15 protein-coding genes are annotated in these 19,254 nt (G+C 63.4%); 9 read left to right on the forward strand and 6 right to left on the reverse strand.

Going from position 1 to position 19,254, the window contains the following annotated elements:
* Positions 1–17 precede the first annotated feature (17 nt).
* The 7 genes from ACYG9R_RS08925 to ACYG9R_RS08955 all read left to right on the forward strand — a co-directional run bounded on the left by ACYG9R_RS08925 (position 18) and on the right by ACYG9R_RS08955 (position 7,118).
* Positions 18–2,333, forward strand: a complete 2,316-nt coding sequence (locus ACYG9R_RS08925) for a putative bifunctional diguanylate cyclase/phosphodiesterase (RefSeq protein ID WP_023739659.1) — start codon at positions 18–20, stop codon at positions 2,331–2,333.
* Positions 2,334–2,500: 167 nt separating this feature from the next.
* Positions 2,501–3,271 (forward strand): N-acyl amino acid synthase FeeM domain-containing protein, encoded by a 771-nt coding sequence (locus ACYG9R_RS08930; protein WP_023683521.1) that lies wholly within the window; start codon positions 2,501–2,503, stop codon positions 3,269–3,271.
* A 99-nt stretch (positions 3,272–3,370) separates the two neighbouring features.
* Positions 3,371–3,520, forward strand: coding sequence for a DUF3096 domain-containing protein (locus tag ACYG9R_RS08935; protein WP_023671341.1), 150 nt, complete (start codon positions 3,371–3,373; stop codon positions 3,518–3,520).
* A 165-nt stretch (positions 3,521–3,685) separates the two neighbouring features.
* Entirely contained in the window at positions 3,686–3,910 is a 225-nt protein-coding gene (locus tag ACYG9R_RS08940; protein WP_023671340.1) for an aa3-type cytochrome c oxidase subunit IV, read from the forward strand.
* A gap of 101 nt (positions 3,911–4,011) precedes the next feature.
* A complete protein-coding gene (locus ACYG9R_RS08945) occupies positions 4,012–5,289 on the forward strand; it encodes a Re/Si-specific NAD(P)(+) transhydrogenase subunit alpha (protein WP_023739660.1) in 1,278 nt (425 codons plus the stop codon).
* Positions 5,289–5,714, forward strand: coding sequence for a proton-translocating transhydrogenase family protein (locus tag ACYG9R_RS08950; protein ID WP_032885960.1), 426 nt, complete (start codon positions 5,289–5,291; stop codon positions 5,712–5,714). The genes ACYG9R_RS08945 and ACYG9R_RS08950 overlap by 1 nt, the downstream gene beginning before the upstream one ends.
* A 6-nt stretch (positions 5,715–5,720) precedes the next feature.
* Complete coding sequence (locus ACYG9R_RS08955; RefSeq protein ID WP_023671337.1) at positions 5,721–7,118, forward strand: NAD(P)(+) transhydrogenase (Re/Si-specific) subunit beta; 1,398 nt, start codon at positions 5,721–5,723, stop codon at positions 7,116–7,118.
* Between the two features lie 92 nt (positions 7,119–7,210).
* On the opposite strand, the gene ACYG9R_RS08960 is transcribed toward ACYG9R_RS08955, so the two are convergent.
* Positions 7,211–8,128, reverse strand: coding sequence for a membrane protein (locus ACYG9R_RS08960; protein WP_023823883.1), 918 nt, complete (start codon positions 8,126–8,128; stop codon positions 7,211–7,213).
* A 331-nt stretch (positions 8,129–8,459) separates the two neighbouring features.
* On the opposite strand from ACYG9R_RS08960, the gene ACYG9R_RS08965 reads away from it, so the two are divergent.
* A complete protein-coding gene (locus ACYG9R_RS08965; protein ID WP_031199333.1) occupies positions 8,460–9,905 on the forward strand; it encodes a hypothetical protein in 1,446 nt (481 codons plus the stop codon).
* 36 nt (positions 9,906–9,941) lie between these two features.
* Here ACYG9R_RS08965 and gyrB read toward each other — a convergent pair whose 3' ends face one another.
* From gyrB to ACYG9R_RS08980, 3 genes are all read right to left on the reverse strand, one after another.
* Positions 9,942–12,413: a DNA topoisomerase (ATP-hydrolyzing) subunit B gene (gene gyrB / locus ACYG9R_RS08970; protein ID WP_023671333.1), complete on the reverse strand. Its 2,472-nt coding sequence runs from the start codon at positions 12,411–12,413 to the stop codon at positions 9,942–9,944.
* 145 nt (positions 12,414–12,558) lie between these two features.
* Positions 12,559–15,189 (reverse strand): caspase family protein, encoded by a 2,631-nt coding sequence (locus tag ACYG9R_RS08975; RefSeq protein ID WP_023823885.1) that lies wholly within the window; start codon positions 15,187–15,189, stop codon positions 12,559–12,561.
* A 76-nt stretch (positions 15,190–15,265) separates the two neighbouring features.
* Positions 15,266–15,835, reverse strand: a complete 570-nt coding sequence (locus ACYG9R_RS08980) for an NADPH-dependent FMN reductase (RefSeq protein WP_023823886.1) — start codon at positions 15,833–15,835, stop codon at positions 15,266–15,268.
* Between the two features lie 217 nt (positions 15,836–16,052).
* Here ACYG9R_RS08980 and ACYG9R_RS08985 point away from each other — a divergent pair, with 217 nt between their 5' ends.
* Complete coding sequence (locus tag ACYG9R_RS08985; RefSeq protein ID WP_023823887.1) at positions 16,053–17,423, forward strand: cytochrome P450; 1,371 nt, start codon at positions 16,053–16,055, stop codon at positions 17,421–17,423.
* A gap of 15 nt (positions 17,424–17,438) precedes the next feature.
* Here the strand turns inward: ACYG9R_RS08985 and ACYG9R_RS08990 are convergent, their stop codons facing one another.
* Both ACYG9R_RS08990 and ACYG9R_RS08995 read right to left on the reverse strand, forming a co-directional pair.
* Positions 17,439–18,419, reverse strand: a complete 981-nt coding sequence (locus tag ACYG9R_RS08990; protein WP_023823888.1) for a complex I NDUFA9 subunit family protein — start codon at positions 18,417–18,419, stop codon at positions 17,439–17,441.
* Between the two features lie 104 nt (positions 18,420–18,523).
* Complete coding sequence (locus tag ACYG9R_RS08995; RefSeq protein ID WP_023823889.1) at positions 18,524–18,976, reverse strand: DoxX family protein; 453 nt, start codon at positions 18,974–18,976, stop codon at positions 18,524–18,526.
* Between the last annotated feature and the right edge of the window lie 278 nt (positions 18,977–19,254).

The raw sequence follows: 19,254 nt of genomic DNA on the forward strand, positions 1-19,254 counted from the left end.
TCAGTTGGGCGCCAGTAATGGGCAGAACAAAGACCGATAACATCCCTGTGGATGTTTATATCCAGTTTGTGCGCTCGTTGTTCGACAACGCGCATATGCTGGTCATTGGCGCGCTTTGCCACGCAACCGCCAGCCTTATGGTCTATTGGCGCAACGGCCAGCCTGTCTTCCTGGTTCTTGCCGGAGCACTGCTTGGCATCGGCGTTTGGCGGTATTTCAGCTTGCGGCGGTTCCATCGCCTGGGTGGTTCCATCCACGATGCCTTGGATGCGACACGATGGGAGCGCGAATATATCCTGAACGGCAGCATCCAGGGGCTGATGCTGGGCCTGTTCTGCTTCATTTCGATCTATGTCTACTCGGATGCGTATGCCGAGATCGCAGCGCTCGCCATAACGCTTGGCTCTCTGGTCACGGTCGTAGGCCGAAACTACGGCTCGCCCCGCATGGTCACGATCTTCGCGGTAACCTTCGTCGGGCCGATCGCAGCAGCCCTTATCCTCAGGTTTGACATCCCCAGTGTCGTGCTTGGGCTGCTCATCATCCCGTTCATGTTCATCATCAAGGGCAGTGCCGACCATGTGCGCAACGTGCTGTTCTCGGCCGTGGTCGGGCATAAGCAGGCGAGGCAAATCGCGCAGCGCTTCAACCGCGCACTCAACACCATGTCGCATGGCCTGGTTATGCTCGGACCCGACGGCAAGGTCGTGGTCGGCAATGCCGAAGCAGCGCATCTGATGTCGCTGCGCTCGCCCGACCAGCTGCTCGGGCGGTCGATCCATTCGCTGCTCCTGCGCGGCGTTGCGGGCGGCATGCTGGCGCCGAAAGACTGCCGCTATGTCGAAGCGCAGCTGACGCGCGCGTTGCGCGAAGGCCGTGACCGCAAGGTGCTGGTCTCCTTCTCCAATGGCCAGCACTACGAGTTCTCGGCCCGCGAGGGCAATCAGGACCTCGGCGTCATCACCTTCGAGGACGTCACCGCCCGCGTCGAGTCCGAAGAAAAGATCCGCTTCATGGCGCGCTATGACAGCCTCACCGGCCTGCCGAACCGCGCCTATTTCCATGAGCTCGTCGGCGAGGCCATGGCGTCGGGCAGCCGCGACCGGCTGTGCGCCCTGGCGGTGCTCGATCTCGACGATTTCAAGAGCGTCAACGACACACTTGGCCATCCGGTCGGCGATGGGCTGATCTATGCCGTTGCCGAGCGACTGGCGGCCGTCGCCGGGCAAGGCGTCAATGTCAGCCGCTTCGGCGGCGACGAGTTCATGATCTTCTTCGACCGCGTCGAGGATGAAAGCCATCTGACCGGCCTGCTCGACCAGATCTTTGCCGATCTGCAGGGCGAAGTCGATGTCGCCGGTCACAGCCTGCGCATCCAGGCAAGCGCGGGCACCGTGCTGTCCAGGGTCGAGGACACCGATGTCGACGCCATGATCGTCAAGGCGGATCTGGCGCTCTACAAGGCCAAGGAACTCGGCAAGAACAACTGGCGACTGTTCGAGGCGGCGATGGATGCGGCGTTCCGCAACCGCCAGATGATGAAGGCCGACCTGCGCACGGCGGTCGAAGGCAAGGCGCTGCGGGTGGTCTATCAGCCCATCGTGGCGATGAACACCATGCGCATCGCCAGCTGCGAGGCGCTGTGCCGCTGGGATCATCCCGACCTCGGGCCGGTTTCGCCCAGCGTCTTCATTCCGCTGGCCGAAGAAATGGGCATCATTTCCGAGATCAGCACCTTCGTGCTGGCGGCTGCCTGCGCCGAATGCGCCAAATGGCCCGCACAGACCAGCGTCTCGGTCAACCTTTCGGCCAAGGATTTCCGCAGCCGCGACGTCGTCCAGAAGGTTCGCGACGCGCTTGCCACTTCGGGGCTCGCCGCCGGCCGCCTCGAGATCGAAGTCACCGAAACCGCGCTGCTCGACGACAAATCGCTGACGCGCCAGTATATCGAGGAACTGAAGCAGCTTGGCGTGCGCATCGCGCTCGACGATTTCGGCACCGGCTATTCAAGCCTGAGCTACCTCCACAAGCTGCCGCTCGACAAGATCAAGATCGACCGTTCGTTCCTGATGGACGTGACCCAGAACAAGCGTTCGCTCGACTTGTTGAAGGGCATCGTGGACCTGACCCGCGTGCTCGGGCTGACCGTCACCATCGAAGGTGTGGAAACGTTCGAACAGCTGAAGATCCTGGTGCATTCGGTGAAACCCGACCTCGTCCAGGGCTTCCTCTTCGGCGCAGCTCTCAGCGCGTCCGGCATCGAAACGATGTCCAGTGTGACCTGGCCCTTCGCCGCGGAATTGCGGCCCGTCGCCAAACTCGCGACCACATGAAGCCCAACCTTTAAATCGCGCTTGGAAGCCGTCAAAAAAGCTGTGAATTGCCAAAACGTTAACCTATTGTTAACGTTAATATTCGGTAAACACAGACGATTAGAGTTTCATCTTCTTGTTCATTCGGTCGTCCGGTATGGTTTAGTTGCGACGGCACGAGGGTAACAATGGAAACTCAGCTAGCAGGTATGCCTCTGGTGGCTTCTAGGGCCACCGCTCAGTCTCCTTCGGTGTTTTCTCGTCATATCATGGACGTCCTGGAGCACGTCGAGTATCGCCTTTGCGACGGTGCCGAGGATTTGGAAGCCATCTATCGACTTCGCTACAAATCCTACCTTCATGCTGGCATGGTGAAGCCCGATGCCTCGCGTATGGTAAAGGACGACTTCGACGATCTGCGCAATTCCTACCGATTTGGCGTGTTCTTCGATGGTGTTCTGGTCAGCACCATCAGAATCCACTACGCCTGCGCGAAATACCCTGTTTCCCCCAGCACGGCCGTGTTCGGCGACACGCTGGCGCGGCGGCTGGCAGTTGGCGAGACGTTCGTCGATCCAAGCCGTTTCGCTGCCGATATCGAGTGGTCGACCAGCCTGCGCGTGCTGCCCTACGTGACGCTCAGGCTTGCGGTCGTAGCTTGCAGCCACTTCAAACCGACATATTGCCTGACGGCGGTCAAGGAAGAGCATGCCGGCTTCTATCATCGCATCTTCCGTTCCGAGCAGGCGGTGCCCCCCCGCATCTATCCCGGTCTCACCGTTCCCGTGCATCTGTTCCAGTCGAAGTGCTCCGAAAACATGCAGGCGACGCTGGATCGCTTCCCGTTCTTCAACTCCACGGCGTTCGAGCAGCGCATGCTCTTCCAACGCCCCAAGAGCGGCGAACTCGCACCGCTAACCATCCTGCCCACCGCCAAGTTTTTCCGCGAAGCCGCCTGACACCACTGAAGCCTGCGCAATTTGGCACGCGAGCTCTGGAGCTTTCCCGCCGCTTCCGCGTTCTGGATGACGCCGACGCGGCCATAGAAAGGAACCGACATGCATATTCCCGAGCTCGCGCTTACCCCGCTGATCTCGCTGATTGCCGGCGTGCTGATCCTGGTGATGCCGCGGCTGCTCAACTACATCGTCGCGCTCTATCTGATCGTCATTGGGCTGCTCGGGCTGTTTCCGCATCTGGCCGGTTGAAGCGCAAACCCTTAACGTTCGACGCCAGGCCGGCGACAAGAGCCCATACCGCCGGCTTTCAACATTCTTTGAGGCTGTTGTCGCTGGTCGTGCGGCAATAGCGCCATTGCTCTTGGCCTGGCTTTTCGCTATGTGCCTCAAAGATGTCTTCGAAGGGGTATTCCTATGGCTGATCACACGCCGACCGGTCCTGTCGAACTGGGCGCGAAGATGGACTATGCCGAACATGACCGCACCTATCATGGCTTTCTGGCGCTGGCCAAATACGGCTCGCTGTTCTGCGGCGCCCTGCTCCTGGCCATGGCTTTCGGCTTCTTCGCAGGCGGCTTCTTCTCCGCGACCATCCTGTTCGTGCTGATCCTCGCCCTCGGCGCCTTCATTCTCCGATAGTCTCTTCAGACCCTTGCCAAGGGCGTAGCCGGACATCCGGCCGCACTCTTTCGCAAAGCCGCACTCTTGCGCAAACAGGTTCCAGCCGAAAGGATCATGCGGTGGGACAGACGGTTTTCATCCCTCGCGAGCTCGATGCCAGCGAGCCTCGTGTCGCGGCCTCGCCCGATACCGTGAAGCGGCTGGCGGCGCTGGGCTTCGACGTCACCGTCGAGACGGGCGCCGGCACCAGGTCGCGCATTCCCGATGAGGAGTTCGCCAAGGCGGGCGCCGCGATCGGCAAGGCTTCGGATGCGAGCCGGGCGGATGTGGTGCTGAAGGTGCGCCGGCCGACCAACGCCGAGCTGAAGGGCTACAAATCGGGTGCGGCGGTCATCGCCATCATGGATCCCTACGGCAATGATGCCGCGGTCGCGGCGCTTGCCGAGGCTGGGGTCACCGCCTTCTCGATGGAATTCATGCCGCGCATCACCCGCGCCCAGTCGATGGACGTGCTGTCGTCGCAGGCCAATCTCGCCGGCTACCAGGCCGTGATCGACGGCGCATCGGAGTATGACCGCGCGCTGCCGATGATGATGACGGCGGCCGGCACCGTGCCGGCAGCGAAGATCTTCATTATGGGCGTCGGCGTTGCCGGCCTGCAGGCGATCGCCACGGCGCGCCGTCTCGGCGCCGTCGTCACCGCCACCGACGTTCGTCCCGCCGCCAAGGAACAGGTGGCGTCGCTCGGCGCAAAGTTCCTCGCCGTCGAGGACGAGGAGTTCAAGGCGGCCGAGACCGCCGGCGGCTACGCCAAGGAAATGTCGAAGGAGTATCAGGCCAAGCAGGCAGCGCTCACCGCTGAGCACATCGCCAAGCAGGACATCGTCATCACCACGGCGCTGATCCCCGGCCGTCCGGCGCCGAAGCTGGTGTCGGCGGCGATGGTCGCCTCGATGAAGCCGGGCTCGGTGATCGTCGACCTCGCCGTCGAGCGCGGCGGCAATGTCGAAGGCGCAGTTGCAGGCCAGGTGGTGACCACGGCCAATGGCGTGAAAATCGTCGGCCACCTCAACGTGCCCGGCCGCGTCGCCGCATCGGCCTCGCTGCTCTACGCCAGGAACCTGTTCGCCTTCCTCGAGACGCTGGTCGACAAGACCAGCAAGACGCTCGCCATCAACCGCGAAGACGATCTGGTCAAGGCGACGATGCTGACCGACGCTGGCCGCGTGGTGCATCCGGCCTTCGCCAAGGCGGCGGAACAGCCCCATGTCGAACCGGCGGCCATTCCGGCGGAGACCATGGTGGCTGATGCCACGCCGAAGAAGGCTGCACCGAAAAAGGCGTCCGACAAAGCCACTGCCGGCAAGTCCGCCGCCAAGCCGAAGGGGATCGCGTGATGGATCAGACCTTGCAGAAAGCCCTCGATCAGCTCGACCAGGCAAGTGCCGCCGTCCGGCTGGCTGTGCAGAACCTGGCCAACGCGCCCGGTGGCGCCGATGCGGCGGGCGATGCCGCGCACGCACTGTCCGGCGGCGCCATCGATCCCTTCGTCTTCCGCTTCGCCATCTTCGTACTTGCGATCTTCGTCGGATACTACGTCGTCTGGTCGGTGACGCCGGCGCTGCACACGCCGCTGATGGCGGTCACCAACGCCATCTCCTCGGTCATCGTCGTCGGCGCGCTGCTGGCCGTCGGCATCTCGGCCTCCGGCATTGCCACCGGCTTCGGCTTCGTCGCGCTGATGCTGGTCTCGGTCAACATCTTTGGCGGCTTCCTGGTCACCCAGCGCATGCTGGCCATGTACAAGAAGAAGGACCGATAGAGAGCCATGAACGCCAACTTCGCGTCCTTCCTCTACCTGGTCTCCGGCGTCCTGTTCATCATGGCGCTTCGCGGCCTATCGCATCCGACCACCAGCCGCCAAGGCAATCTCTACGGCATGATCGGCATGGGCATTGCCATCGCCACCACGCTGGCGCTGGCGACTCCGTCCGCCGGGCGCTTCGGCCTGATCGTGCTTGGTCTGGCCATCGGCGGCGGCGTCGGCGCCGTTACAGCGCGCCGCATCGCCATGACGTCGATGCCGCAGCTGGTCGCCGCCTTCCACTCGCTGGTCGGCCTTGCCGCCGTCATGGTCGCGGCAGCCGCCATCTACGCGCCGGAAAGTTTCGGCATCGGCACGAATGGCGACATCCACGCCCAGGCGCTGATCGAGATGAGCCTTGGCGTTGCCATCGGCGCCATCACTTTCACCGGCTCCGTCATCGCCTTCCTCAAGCTCGATGGCCGCATGTCGGGCAAGCCGATCATGATCGGCGGCCGTCACATCATCAACGCGGTCCTCGGCATCGCGCTGATCGTGCTGATCGTGCTTCTGGTCACCACCGAGGCCAAGCTGGTGTTCTGGCTGATCGTCGCGGCGTCGCTGGCGCTCGGCGTCCTCTTGATCATCCCGATCGGCGGCGCCGACATGCCGGTAGTCGTCTCGATGCTGAATTCTTATTCCGGCTGGGCCGCCGCGGCACTCGGCTTCACGCTTGGCAATCTGGCGTTGATCATCACCGGCGCGCTGGTCGGCTCGTCCGGCGCCATCCTGTCCTACATCATGTGCAAGGGCATGAACCGGTCGTTCATCTCGGTCATCCTCGGCGGCTTCGGCGGCGAGACCGCGGCGGTTGCCGATGACGGCATCGAACGCACGGTCAAGCAGGGCTCGGCCGACGACGCTGCCTATCTGATGATGAACGCACAGAAGGTCATCATCGTGCCGGGCTACGGCATGGCGGTCGCCCAGGCCCAGCACGCGCTGCGCGAAATGGCCGACAAGCTCAAGGCCAATGGCGTGGATGTCAAATACGCCATCCACCCCGTGGCCGGCCGCATGCCCGGCCACATGAACGTGCTGCTCGCCGAAGCCAATGTTCCCTATGACGAAGTGTTCGAACTGGAAGACATCAACTCCGAGTTCGCGCAGGCCGATGTCGCCTATGTCATCGGCGCCAACGACGTCACCAATCCGTCCGCCCGCGACGACAAGTCGTCGCCGATCTACGGCATGCCGATCCTCGACGTCGACAAGGCCCGCACCTGCCTGTTCGTCAAGCGCTCGCTCGGCTCGGGCTACGCCGGCATTGACAACACGCTGTTCTACAAGGACGGCACCATGATGCTGCTCGGCGACGCCAAGAAGATGACCGAGGAAATCGTCAAGGCGATGGATCACTGATCCCGCCGCAACCTTCCACTGGAAGGTTGTCGGTCCATCATCGGAAACAAAAAAGCCCGGTTCGACCGGACTTTTCTATGTTGAAGACCGGTTCAGCGGCTGGTCAGGAAAACCGCTTCCTCGTCGTCGCGCTGCCTGCCGCCCAGTGCTGCCGCAGCGCTGGCGATGAAGGCGCCGATAACCAGCGACAGGGCGCCAAGCAGTGCGAAGGTGGCGCTGCCTTTCCGGGCGGCGTCGGCGGCCTGCTTGGCCTTGACCTTGGCGTCCTCGACCCTGGCCACCAGGGCGTCGACACGCGCCTTGGCGTCAGCCTCGGAAAGCCCGGTGCGGGCGGCGACGAGCTGCGACAGATAGGTCTTGTCGTCAGCCGAAATTTCGCCTGCCGCCGCACTGGCGATGAGGATGCGCGAAGCCTGCCCGGCCGCAGCCGCATCGCTGTCCGGATTGGCCGCCGCGAGCCTGGCGGCATCAGCCGGACGGAACAGCGTATCCACGAGATAGGATGTCGCATTGTCGGTCGGTGCGCTGCCGGCATTGGCGGACGCGCCGGCCGAAGCACCCATGGCGGCGCCCGAGCCAACAGTAGAAGCCGCCTGCACGCCTGAACCAAGCACTGCCGACAGCGCCGACCCGAGAATGCCGACGACCAGCAATGTCGCCAGCGCCCAGGCGAGGAGGCCGTGCGCGGTGTCACGGAAATAGACCTCGTCGGTGTGGATGCCGACCCATTTGGTGCGCAGGCGTCCGGCAAGATAGCCACCGACCCCGGAGGACAGCCATTGCACGATGATGAGCCAGATGGCGCCGGACACCGCGAAGGTGGTCAGCGAGGCACTGGCGCCGGACCACGGCGAGACCATGGTCAGCCCCAGCCCCGAACCGAGCAGCATGAGGATGAAGGTCAGCGTCGAGGCCGCGAAGGCGCCGGCGATGATCGGACCCCAGCTGACGGCCGGGGCGGAGGATTCTGTTGAGGCGGATACGTCGACAGCCGATACGGTGGACTGCATCGACGCCTCCTACCGTACGAACAGCATGATGAGAATGATGATCGGGATCGGAATACCGAGCAACCAGAGCAAAATACCGCGTCCCATAAAGAGCCTCCCTGCGAGAAATTGATCGATGTCGTCACAATGTTCCTGAGCGATTTCCGTTCCGAAGGGCAATGAAATGATTTGCTTGCCGGGAACGGAACTATTTTCCGCGCGGCCCGAGGCACGACTGCGAAACTGTGGATTGGTTCACGGAGTTCCACATGGGCTGCCGTGTATTGTTGGCTCGGTGAGCCGGGGGTAGCATGAGCGATCCCGCCGTCGGATGTCGTCAACGGAGACGCTGATGCCCAAGACTGTCGCATCGCTGGCTTACAAAAAGGCGCAGCCCGGCCAGGCGGTGGTGATCGTGCACGGCATGGGCGAGCAGCGGCCGATGGGTACGCTGAGGGGATTCGTCCAGGCGGTCTGGAGCAGCGATCCCACCCGTGCTCCACCCTACGCCCAGATTCCCGATCCGGCCGTTTCCGGCGCCACGATCAACCAGAGCTGGATCACGCCCGACAGCCGGACCAAGTCACACGAGCTGCGCCGCATCACCACGCCCTACGACGTCGATGGCCGCCGTACCGATTTCTACGAGCTTTATTGGGCCGACATCACGCAAGGCACGACGCGCGGCAGGCTGGCCGCCTGGGTTACGAACCTGTTGTGGCGCAAGCCCGCCGACATTCCGCTCGACGCCCGCAAGCTTTACGTCGCCACACTTCTGATCGTTATCGTCATTCTGGGCGCAGCACTCGTGCTGGCAACATCGGTCTGGCAACAGGCCGTTACCTTGACGACCGGCCTGATGATCACCACCCTCGCTTCTTTTGTCATCTGGGCGGTGGATCAGTTCGCCCTGCCCTATTTCGGTGACGTCGCCGCTTATGTGCGCGCCGAGGCGGCGACGATCGAGAAGCGTGCGCTGATCCGCGACCGCGGCCTGACGTTGCTCAAGACGCTGATGAAGGACGATGCTTACGACCGCATCGTGCTAGTCTCGCACAGCCTGGGGTCGATCATCGCCTATGATTTGCTGCAGATCCTGTGGGCCGAGTTCCGGCCGCGAAGGCTGGAAGCGGTCCGCGACAAGGCCAAACTGGCGGCGGTCGAGGCCATCGACAAGGCAACGCTCGGCTCTGATGGGTCAGCGTGGCCAAAGAACCTTGAAGACCTCGCCGGGTTCCGGCGCGGCCAATGGGCGCTCTACCAGCAGCTTCGGGCCAAGGACGCCGACCACCCGCTGCCCTGGAAGATCAGCGATTTCGTCACGCTTGGCAGTCCGCTCTCCCACAGCGAATTCCTGGTGACCTACAATCTCGCGGAATTCAGGCGTGGCCTTGCCGAGCGCCTGTTCTCGGCCTGCCCGCCGATTGCCGATGACGGGCGCCCCGGCGGCACCGTGCTTTACCGGGAAGGACACAGCCAAGGCAAGGCGCAGCGCGCAGTGCATCATGGCGCGGTGTTTGCGGCAACGCGCTGGACCAACGTCTACGACCGCGGCAATGGCTGGGCGACAGGCGATCCGATTTCCGGTCCGATGACGGAAAACTTCGGCCCCGGTGTGGAGAACATCCAGATCGAGCTTCGCAGCTCACTTGGCCGTATCTTCACGCACACGCTTTATTGGTCATCGACGGCAAACGGCGTTGAAATCGCCCCGCCGGCGGGCACCGCGCCGCGCTCGCATCTGCAAGTGCTGCGCGACGTGGTGGACCTCGGGCGAAAGCTGGAACCAAAGGCCTGACCCCGGAGTGGAGCTTCGGCGGCAAGGCCCCCGCCATCAAATGTCCAGATTGGCCACCGACAGCGCATTGTCCTGGATGAATTCGCGCCGCGGCTCGACCTCGTCGCCCATCAGCCGCGAGAACAAGCTGTCAGCATCGGTTGCGTCATTCACCTTGACCTGCAGCAGCGAGCGCACATTCGGGTCGAGCGTGGTTTCCCAGAGCTGCTCGGCGTTCATCTCGCCGAGGCCCTTGTAGCGCTGCATAGTCAGGCCCTTGCGGCCGGTCGCAAACACCGCGTTGAGCAGCGCCAGCGGCCCCGAAATGGTTTCGGAGACATCCTTGCGGCGCAGCACCGGCGGCTCGCCATAAACCTCCATGAGGCGCGGAGCATAGCGGTCGAGCTGGCGTGCGTCGGCTGAATTTATCAGCCCGGCATCGAGCTGCGCGAATTCCTTGACGCTGCGCACCGTGCGTTCGAACACGTAGCCGCCGACGCCTTCATTGGAGGTCGACAGCCGGCCGGTCCAGCCGCGCTCGGTGTCCTCGGCGATGATGTCGAGGCGCTGGGCGACGCGTTCGGCCATGGCGTTGGCGCGGCCGAGATCGTTCAGCACATCGGCATTGAGCGCACCGGCGATCGCCGCCTGTTCGACCACACCCCTGTTGTATCGCGTATGCAGCCCGTTGATGAGCTGGCGTACTGCCAGTGCATCGTCGATCGAGCCGCGCAGATCCTGTCCGGCCCGCGCCTCGCCGGAGGCAAGCGTCAGCGACGCCTCTTCCAGCCCGGAGCCGATCAGGAATTCCTCGAAGGCGCTCTCGTCCTTGATGTATTGCGAGCTTTTTCCGCGCGTCACTTTGTAGAGCGGCGGCTGGGCGATGTAGAGATGGCCGCGCTCGATCAGCTCCGGCATCTGGCGGAAGAAGAAGGTGAGCAGCAAGGTCCTGATATGGGCGCCGTCGACGTCGGCGTCGGTCATCAGGATGATCTTGTGGTAGCGCAATTTGTCGGCGTTGAACTCGTCCTTGCCGATCGAGGTGCCGAGCGCGGTGATCAGCGTGCCGATCATCTCGGAGCCTAGCATGCGGTCGAAGCGGGCGCGCTCGACATTGAGGATCTTGCCGCGCAGCGGCAGGATCGCCTGGTTCTGGCGCGAACGGCCGCCCTTGGCGGAGCCGCCGGCCGAGTCACCCTCGACGATGAAGATTTCGGATTTCGCCGGGTCGCGTTCCTGGCAGTCGGCAAGCTTGCCGGGCAGAGAGGTGACGCCGAGCGAGCTTTTGCGGGTGATGTCGCGGGCCTTGCGCGCGGCTTCACGCGCCGCGGCCGCCTGGATCACCTTGTCGATGACCACCTTGCCCTCGGTCGGGTGTTCTTCCAGCCATGTGCCAAGCGCCTCGTTGACCAGGCCTTCGACCACGGGCCGCACCTCTGACGAGACCAGCTTGTCCTTGGTCTGCGAGGAGAATTTCGGGTCGGGCACCTTGACCGACAGCACCGCCGTCAGGCCTTCGCGGCAGTCGTCGCCGATCAGCGCCACCTTTTCCTTCTTGGTCAGGCCCGACGATTCGCCATAGCCGGTGATCTGGCGCGTCAGCGCGCCACGGAAGCCGGCCAGATGGGTGCCGCCATCGCGCTGCGGGATGTTGTTGGTGAAGGCCAGCACGTTCTCGTGGTAGCTGTCGTTCCACCACATCGCCACTTCGACGGTGATGCCGTCGCGCTCGGCCTTGATGGCGATCGGCTTGTCGATCAGCGGTTTCTTGACCCGGTCGAGATATTTGACGAACTCTTCCAGGCCGCCATCATAGTGCAGTTCGTGGCGCACGAGATCGGCATGGCGGGCATCGGTCAAAATGATGCGCACCCCGGAATTCAGGAAGGCGAGCTCGCGCAGCCGGTGCTCCAGCGTGCCGAAGTCGAATTCGACCATGGTGAAGGTTTCGGACGACGGAAAGAAGGTGATCTCGGAACCGCTGCGGCCCTCATAGGTGCCGGGCTGCTTGTTCTGCTCATAGCTGCCGGTGGCCTTGAGCGGCGCATCGGCATTGCCATGCGTGAAGCTCATCTCGAAAATCTGGCCGTTGCGGCGGATTTTCAGCTTCAGCCAAGCCGACAGCGCATTGACCACCGAGACGCCGACGCCGTGCAGGCCGCCAGACACCTTGTAGGAATTCTGGTCGAATTTGCCGCCGGCATGCAGCTGCGTCATGATCACTTCGGCCGCCGAAATGCCTTCGCCAGTGTGAATATCGGTCGGAATCCCGCGGCCATTGTCGATAACGGTGACCGAACCGTCGGGATTAAGCGTCACCGTGACCAGGTCGGCATGGCCGGCCAGCGCCTCGTCGATGGCGTTGTCGACCACCTCATAGACCATGTGATGCAGGCCCGAGCCGTCGTCGGTATCGCCGATATACATGCCCGGCCGCTTGCGGACAGCGTCCAACCCCTTCAAAACCTTGATGGAATCGGCGCCGTATTCGGCCTCAGCGCCGTTGGCGTTGTCGCTTTGATCGCTCATGAAAACCTGTCTGATTGATGCCGCATGCTCAGCGCGAAAAAATGGCTTCGAATCACGCCGCTTTGATGTCCTAGATATAGGCGCAAAAGGCGGTTTTTCCAAGGTTTGCGGGCATTTCAGGGCTGAATCCCGAGCTGGCAGCCGGCTATTTTTTCGCGGCTTTCAATTTGGCCAGAAGACGGCGCAGATATTTGATCGTGGGTTTGTCCCTCGGCGCCAGTTTGCCTGTGCGGTCAAGCTCCAGCGTCAGGTCTAGCGCCTGCGACAACACAGCCTTCGGATTCTTCGCCACATAGGCATAGTTGATGTAGGCCTGTACCAGATCGAATTGCCAGATCGCATTGTCCGGATCGGACAGGGCCAACCGCTGGCGGATGGCCAGGCTGGCTTCGAAGGCCTTCTTCGAGCCCTCATAGTGGCGCTGCTTGGTCTCCAGCAGGCCTATTTCCTCGAACGTGATCGACAGGTCGCGCTGCCAGTCGGAATTGCCCGGGTCGAGCTTTGCCAACCGGTCGGCAATGACGAGACTGTCCTGGTAGTTCTGCAAAGCACCGGCGATATCGCCCTGGGCATCAAACACGCCGGCAATTTTTTCCAGACAGACTGACAGGTCGCGCTGCCAATCGGTGTTGCCTGGGTCGCTGGCGGCAAGGTCTCGCGCCGTGGCCAGCGCCTGCTGGTAGGCCTCCAACGCGAGTGGCCAGTCCTTCTGGTCGCCGTAAGCATTGCCGATCTTGGCGTAACCGACCGACAGGTCGCGCTTCAAATCGGTGTCGTTTGAGTCGCGGCGCACCAGCGCTTCGGCGATTATTTGGCTCTTGTTGTAGGCGTCGAGCGCGCCCGCAGCGTCGCCACGCTCGCGCAGGACGTCGCCGATCCTGGTGTAGCTGACGGAGACGGCGCGCTGATGCCTGGGGTCGTCGGGGTTGTTCTGCGCCAGCGCCAGCCGAATTCTCAGGCTCTCTTCGAATGCAGTCTGGGCGCCATCCAGCTGGCCGGCGGTGCGGGCAAGACCGCCGATTTCGTCGTAGGTAATGGTCAGGTCGCGCAGCAGATAGACGCTGTTCGGCTCGGCATCGGCCAATTGCTGCTTGATGAACAGGCTTTGCTGGTAGGCTTGGGCTGCCGCACCCACATCGCCTTGCGTGGCCAGCACATTGCCGATCTTGTCATGGGCCATGGCGAGATCGCCGAGCCAGTCCTTCTTGTCCGGCACGTTTGTGGTCAGGCCCTGCAACATGTCCCTGGCCGCCTCATAGTTTTGCAGGGAGGCCGGCAGATCGCCTTGCGCCATCTTGATGTTGGCGAACTTGATATGGCCGATGGCGAGGTCGCGCTTGACGCTGGGATCGGTTTCCTGACGTGACCGCTGCTCGAGATTGGCGACCAGCGCCGCAAAGGCGCGGCCGGCGGCGTCGGTGTTGCCGACCGTTGTGTAGAGGATGCCGAGCTCTTCCAGCGTGCGGCTTTGGCGGTCGGCCTGTTCCAGGCTGAGCGAGGTCTGCCCGGCTTCGCCATAGAGCGCCAGCACCGTTTCATAGTCCTTGATGGCGGTTGCATAGTCCAGGGTGGCACGCGCCGCGCCGCCCGAGAGAAATCGCGTCGCGGCTTCGGACAGGGTGCGGCTGACGAAATTGGCCTTCAACGCCTGGCGCGAGACATTGTCGACGTCGGCGGCCTTGGCGAGGATCACGCGTGCACCATCGAAAGCGCCGAGCGCCAACTGTTCCTCGGCCTGGCGGCGCAGTTCGGTCACCTGCGGGTCGTCGGCGGCCAGCGTCTTCATCTCGCCGCGCACCTTGACGAAGGCGTCGGCGGCCTCGCGCAATTTGGCGTCCAGGCTTTCGCCGGAGAGATGGCTGGTGTCGGAACTGATCAGCGCGCCATAGAGCGGCGCCAGCGGCATGTCGGCATCGGTGGCGACCCGTTCGACCGCGCCGCGCATTTCCGGCGTCACATCGGCCATGGCAAGCAACAGCCGCTCGCGCTCCGGCAGTTGTTCCTTGGCCGCCGAGGCGAAGAACAGCTTCGGCAGCCCGCTCTCGACGTAGGGCAGCTGTTTTCCGCGCGAAAGGTCGTAGACCTCCTGCTGCACCAGCGTCAGCACCGAGCGGATTTCGAGCCCGTCGGCGCCGAGGTATTTGATCAGCGCCGCTGTAAAGGGCGAATTCGCACCGGTACCGTCGGCAGCCGTCTCGCCGGGCGCCGCCGAAAAGGCGAACAGGATGTTTTCCGCCTTGCCGACGCGTCCGAGGCCCGGCTTGATCTTGTCCACCAGGTCCTTGATCAGCGATGTGGCGCCACGCCCGTCGCCGTTGCCGCCTGTGAACGGATCGCTGCGGCAGGCGTCGAGCACGATCAGCCCGACCTTCGCCGTGGCGGCAACCGCATCGCGCACTTCCTCCAGCGGCAGGCTGGTCTTCTCCAGCTGGTCGAGCGAGGAGGCATCGGCATCGACCGGCAGAAGACGGTTGTCGCCGGAGATTTCGACGCCATGGCCGGAGAAATACACCAGCGCCACGTCGGCGCCCATGGCGTCCTCGCGAAAATCGTCGAGAGCCCGGCGCATGCGCCTGAGATCACGATTGGTCTCGACCACGACCTCGAAGCCGAGCTTCTTCAGCGCCGCTTCCATCGCCTCGCCGTCGTTGACCGGATTGGAGAGCTTCCGCACCAGCCGGTAGTCGTCCTCGGCAATGACCAACGCCACGCGCCGCTCCGCCACCGCTGTGGCGGTGGTCGCAAGCATCAACAGCAAGGCAAACAACAGGCGCAAATCGAACCGCCCCCGGCTCAGTCACCTGCCGACCATTCCACCTCTTTATGGCATGAGCAAGCCGGGGCCGGCTGCGTTACGCAGCCCGCATCGGCTTCAGCGCCCCGCTCCAGCGCGAGAGCTCGTCCAGCATGGTCTTGGTCCCACCCTCTACCTGCTCACTAGCCTGGAAGGAGCCGTCGCTCTCCAGCAGTTTCTGATACATCGGCAGCGCGACGCCTTCCGAGATGGGCATGACGCCCACCGCGGTCAGCAGTGGCTTCAGCGCCTGCGCGGCGCGCAGGCCTCCGGAAACCCCGCCATAGCTGAAGATGGCGGCAGGTTTGTATTTCCATTCGCGCGATAGATAATCGATCGCGTTGACGATCGCCGGAGCGACGAAATAATTGTATTCCGGCGCCACGAAGACAAAGGCGTCGGCGGCGTCGATTGCCTTCGACCAGGCCTTCGTATGGTCCTTCTCGTATTTGCCGAGTTTCGGATGGTGCGGTTCGTCCAGAACCGGCAGCTGGAATGCGGCAATGTCGGTCAGCACTGGTTCGAATTTGCCGTGCTCGCGGGCAAAATCCTCCAGCCAGTGGGCGAAGACCGGCCCGGCGCGGCCCGGCCGCGTGCTGCCGATTATGATGTTCAGCTTGTGCTTCAAGCGGACTCTCCTGGGCGATTGGCAGTAGCTGTTGGTAACTGTCACCTATGGCAGAGTGTCCAACCGGACAAGCCGCAACCGTTTCACCGGCGGTCACGATCCGATGAACACACCGTCTGTCGGGCACACCGGGCGCTGCAGCGTTTCAGTTTGCCGTTCGGTCACATGGACGCCCGGATTTCCAGCCACTACATCTGAGCTATCAGCGGAGCACCTCATGGACACGCAGCCCGTCCCCTTCGTGCCGTCGGCGCCCAAGCCGCGCACGACGCCGCCTTCGACGCTGGAGATGATGCGGATCGTCTACCGCAATCCGCTCGAACTGTGGGGCGAGCACACCTACAACGAGCCCTGGATTTCGGCGAATGGCGTCGGCGGGCATCTGATCGTCGCCAACGATCCCGGCCTTATCCGTCACGTGCTGATCGACAACGCCAAGAACTACAAGATGGCGACGGTGCGCCAGATGATCCTGCGACCGATCTTGCGCGACGGGCTGTTGACCGCCGAAGGCGAGGTGTGGAAGCGCTCGCGCAAGGCGATGGCGCCGGTGTTCACGCCGCGGCATATCTTCGGCTTCGCCGAGCCGATGCTGCGCCGCACGATGCAGTTCGTCGCCCGCTATGACGAAGGCGGCATGACCGATGTCGCCCATGACATGACGCTGCTCACCTACGATATCCTGGCCGAGACGCTGTTTTCGGGCGAGATTGCGGGCGAGCCCGGCAGTTTCGCGCAGGAGATCGACCGCCTGTTCGAGACCATGGGCCGCGTCGATCCGCTCGACCTGTTGCGCGCGCCCGAATGGCTGCCGCGGCTGACCCGCATCCGCGGCCGCAAGACCATGGCCTATTTCCGCAAGATCGTCACCGATACGGTCAAGATGCGCGAGGAGCGGCTGAAGCGCGACCCCGACACCGCGCCGCAGGATTTCCTGACGCTTCTGCTGCGCGCCGAAGGCCCCGACGGGCTGACGCGGGCGGAAGTCGAGGACAACATCATCACCTTCATCGGCGCCGGCCACGAGACCACCGCGCGGGCACTGGGCTGGACGATCTACTGCCTCGCCGAAGCGCCGTGGGAGCGCGAAAAGGTCGAGCGCGAGATCGAGGCCGTGCTGGCGCGCGAACCCGACCCAACGAAATGGCTCGAGGCAATGCCGTTCACCCGCGCCGCCTTCGAGGAGGCGCTGCGGCTTTATCCGCCGGCGCCGTCGATCAACCGCGAGCCGATCGAGACGGAGACCTGGAACGATCTGGTGCTCCCCAAGCGCGCGGCCGTACTGGTGATGCCTTGGGTCGTCCACCGCCACAGAAAACTGTGGGACATGCCCGACGCCTTCATGCCCGAACGCTTCCATCCGGGAAACCGCGAGAAGATCGACCGCTTCCAGTATCTGCCGTTCGGCGCCGGTCCGCGCATCTGCATCGGCGCCAGCTTCGCCATGCAGGAGGCGATCATTGCGCTGGCCATCATGCTGTCGCGCTTCCGCTTCGATGTGACCGCCGAGACCAAGCCGTGGCCGGTGCAGAAACTGACGACACAGCCGCAGGGCGGCCTGCCGATGCAGGTCACGCGGCGCGTTTAACGGCGCAACGCCTTGTTACGCGATCCCGGCAGGCTTGCGCTGGAACTGGCCTGCGGCGCGGAAGCGCCAGAGATAGCTGGGCAGGATTGTGCCGATAGACTGCGGCTGGATGTCGAGGCCGGCAAGGTTCCGGTTGGCCTTGTTGGCCTCCTCCGACACAATATTGGGCTGGCGCAGCAGCAGCACCTGGTCCTTGGTCAGCAACGGGTTGGGCAGCAGGCCGACGATCGAGGCCTGCAGATTGGCCATCCACCACGGCACCGGCACCAGGAGCCGCTTGCGCTCGATGACGGTGAGCAGCTCTTCCATGCACTGCTTGAAGGTGAGCACTTGCGGCCCGCCGAGTTCATAGATCTGGCCGCCCTTGATCTTGCCCTCGACCGAACGCGCCACTGCTTCGGCGACATCGCCGACATAGACCGGCTGGAACTTGGTCTGGCCGCCGCCGATCAGCGGCAGCACCGGCGAATAGCGCGCCATGTCGGCGAAGCGGTTGAAGAAACTGTCCTCAGGTCCGAAATTGATCGACGGTCGGAAGATGACGGCGTCCGGGATCGTTTCCAGCACGGCCTTTTCGCCGAGCGCCTTGGTGCGCGCATAGTCGGACTCGGCGTTGAGGTCGGCGCCAAGCGCCGAGATGTGGGTGAGCCCTGCGCCGACCGAGCGTGCGGCTTCGGCGACGGCGCGGGCGCCGAATTCGTGCACGGTGTTGAATTTCTGCCGGCCGCTTTCATGCGGGATGGCGACCAGATTGATGACATGGTCGGCGCCCTGCACGGCGCGGTCGACGGACCAGCGCACGCGCACATTGGCCTGCACCGGCTGGATCTGGCCGACATTGCCGAGCGGCTGCAGATGTCCCGCCAGATCGGGCCGGCGCACCGCCACCCTGATGCGGTAGCCGCGCTTGGCCAGCGCCCGCACGATGTGGCGGCCGACGAAGCCGGAGCCGCCGAAGACGACCACGAGCTTGGGGATCTGCAGGATTTCGGTCATGGCTGGCTCCGGCGCTCGAAAGCTTGGCTGAAGCCGTTTCATAGTCCGTTTTGGGCCAAAGGCAAAGGGTGACGCGTCGTCGCTGCCCCCCTCTTATGGACCCTTCAGAACGCCTTGCCGAGGCGCGCGTCGACCGACTGGCGGTTGCCGCCGCGGATAACGAAGAACAGCAGGATCGCCGCCCATAGAAGCGACTTTTCAGCGCCGGAAAAGCCCTGGCCGACAGTGATCCAGTGGAACCAGACGGTGACCAGCAGCACGATCATGCCGGCAAAGGCGGCGGGCCGAGTCAACAGGCCGATGGCGATCAGAATGCCGCCGAAGAATTCGGTGCAGGACACAAGCAGCGACCAGAACGCGCCGGGATAGAAGCCGAGGCCTTCGACCATCTCGGCGGCGCCGAAAGGATTGGTGATCTTCTGCGAGCCGTGAATGGTGAGAAACCCGCCGGCGACGACGCGCAGAAGGGTTTCGGCGCCATCATGCAGCGACGAATACAGGCGGCCAAACACCGGAACGATAAGTTTGCCCCGGGAAGCGTCGGTGGTTGCGGACATCGTAGCTCCTGTTGTTGTGACGATCCCTTGCAAACGCCCGATGGTTCCGGCAAGTCAAGTTCACAAAAGTTAACTGCCGCCATCATGTTTTAGCACACAGAGCACGAACGCAGAAAACCCCGCCGAAGCGGGGTTTTCCGGGTGACGCAACGGTCGAGACAGAGCGCAACGGGGCGGATAAGCTGAGACGGCATACGCCCGCCCGGGCCCTAAACGCATCCGACAGAAGACACCGACCGGGCAAACCCGACCCGGCAGCTATTGGTCGTTGCGATCGG

The sequence above is a fragment of the Mesorhizobium sp. RSR565B genome (genome assembly GCF_054719465.1).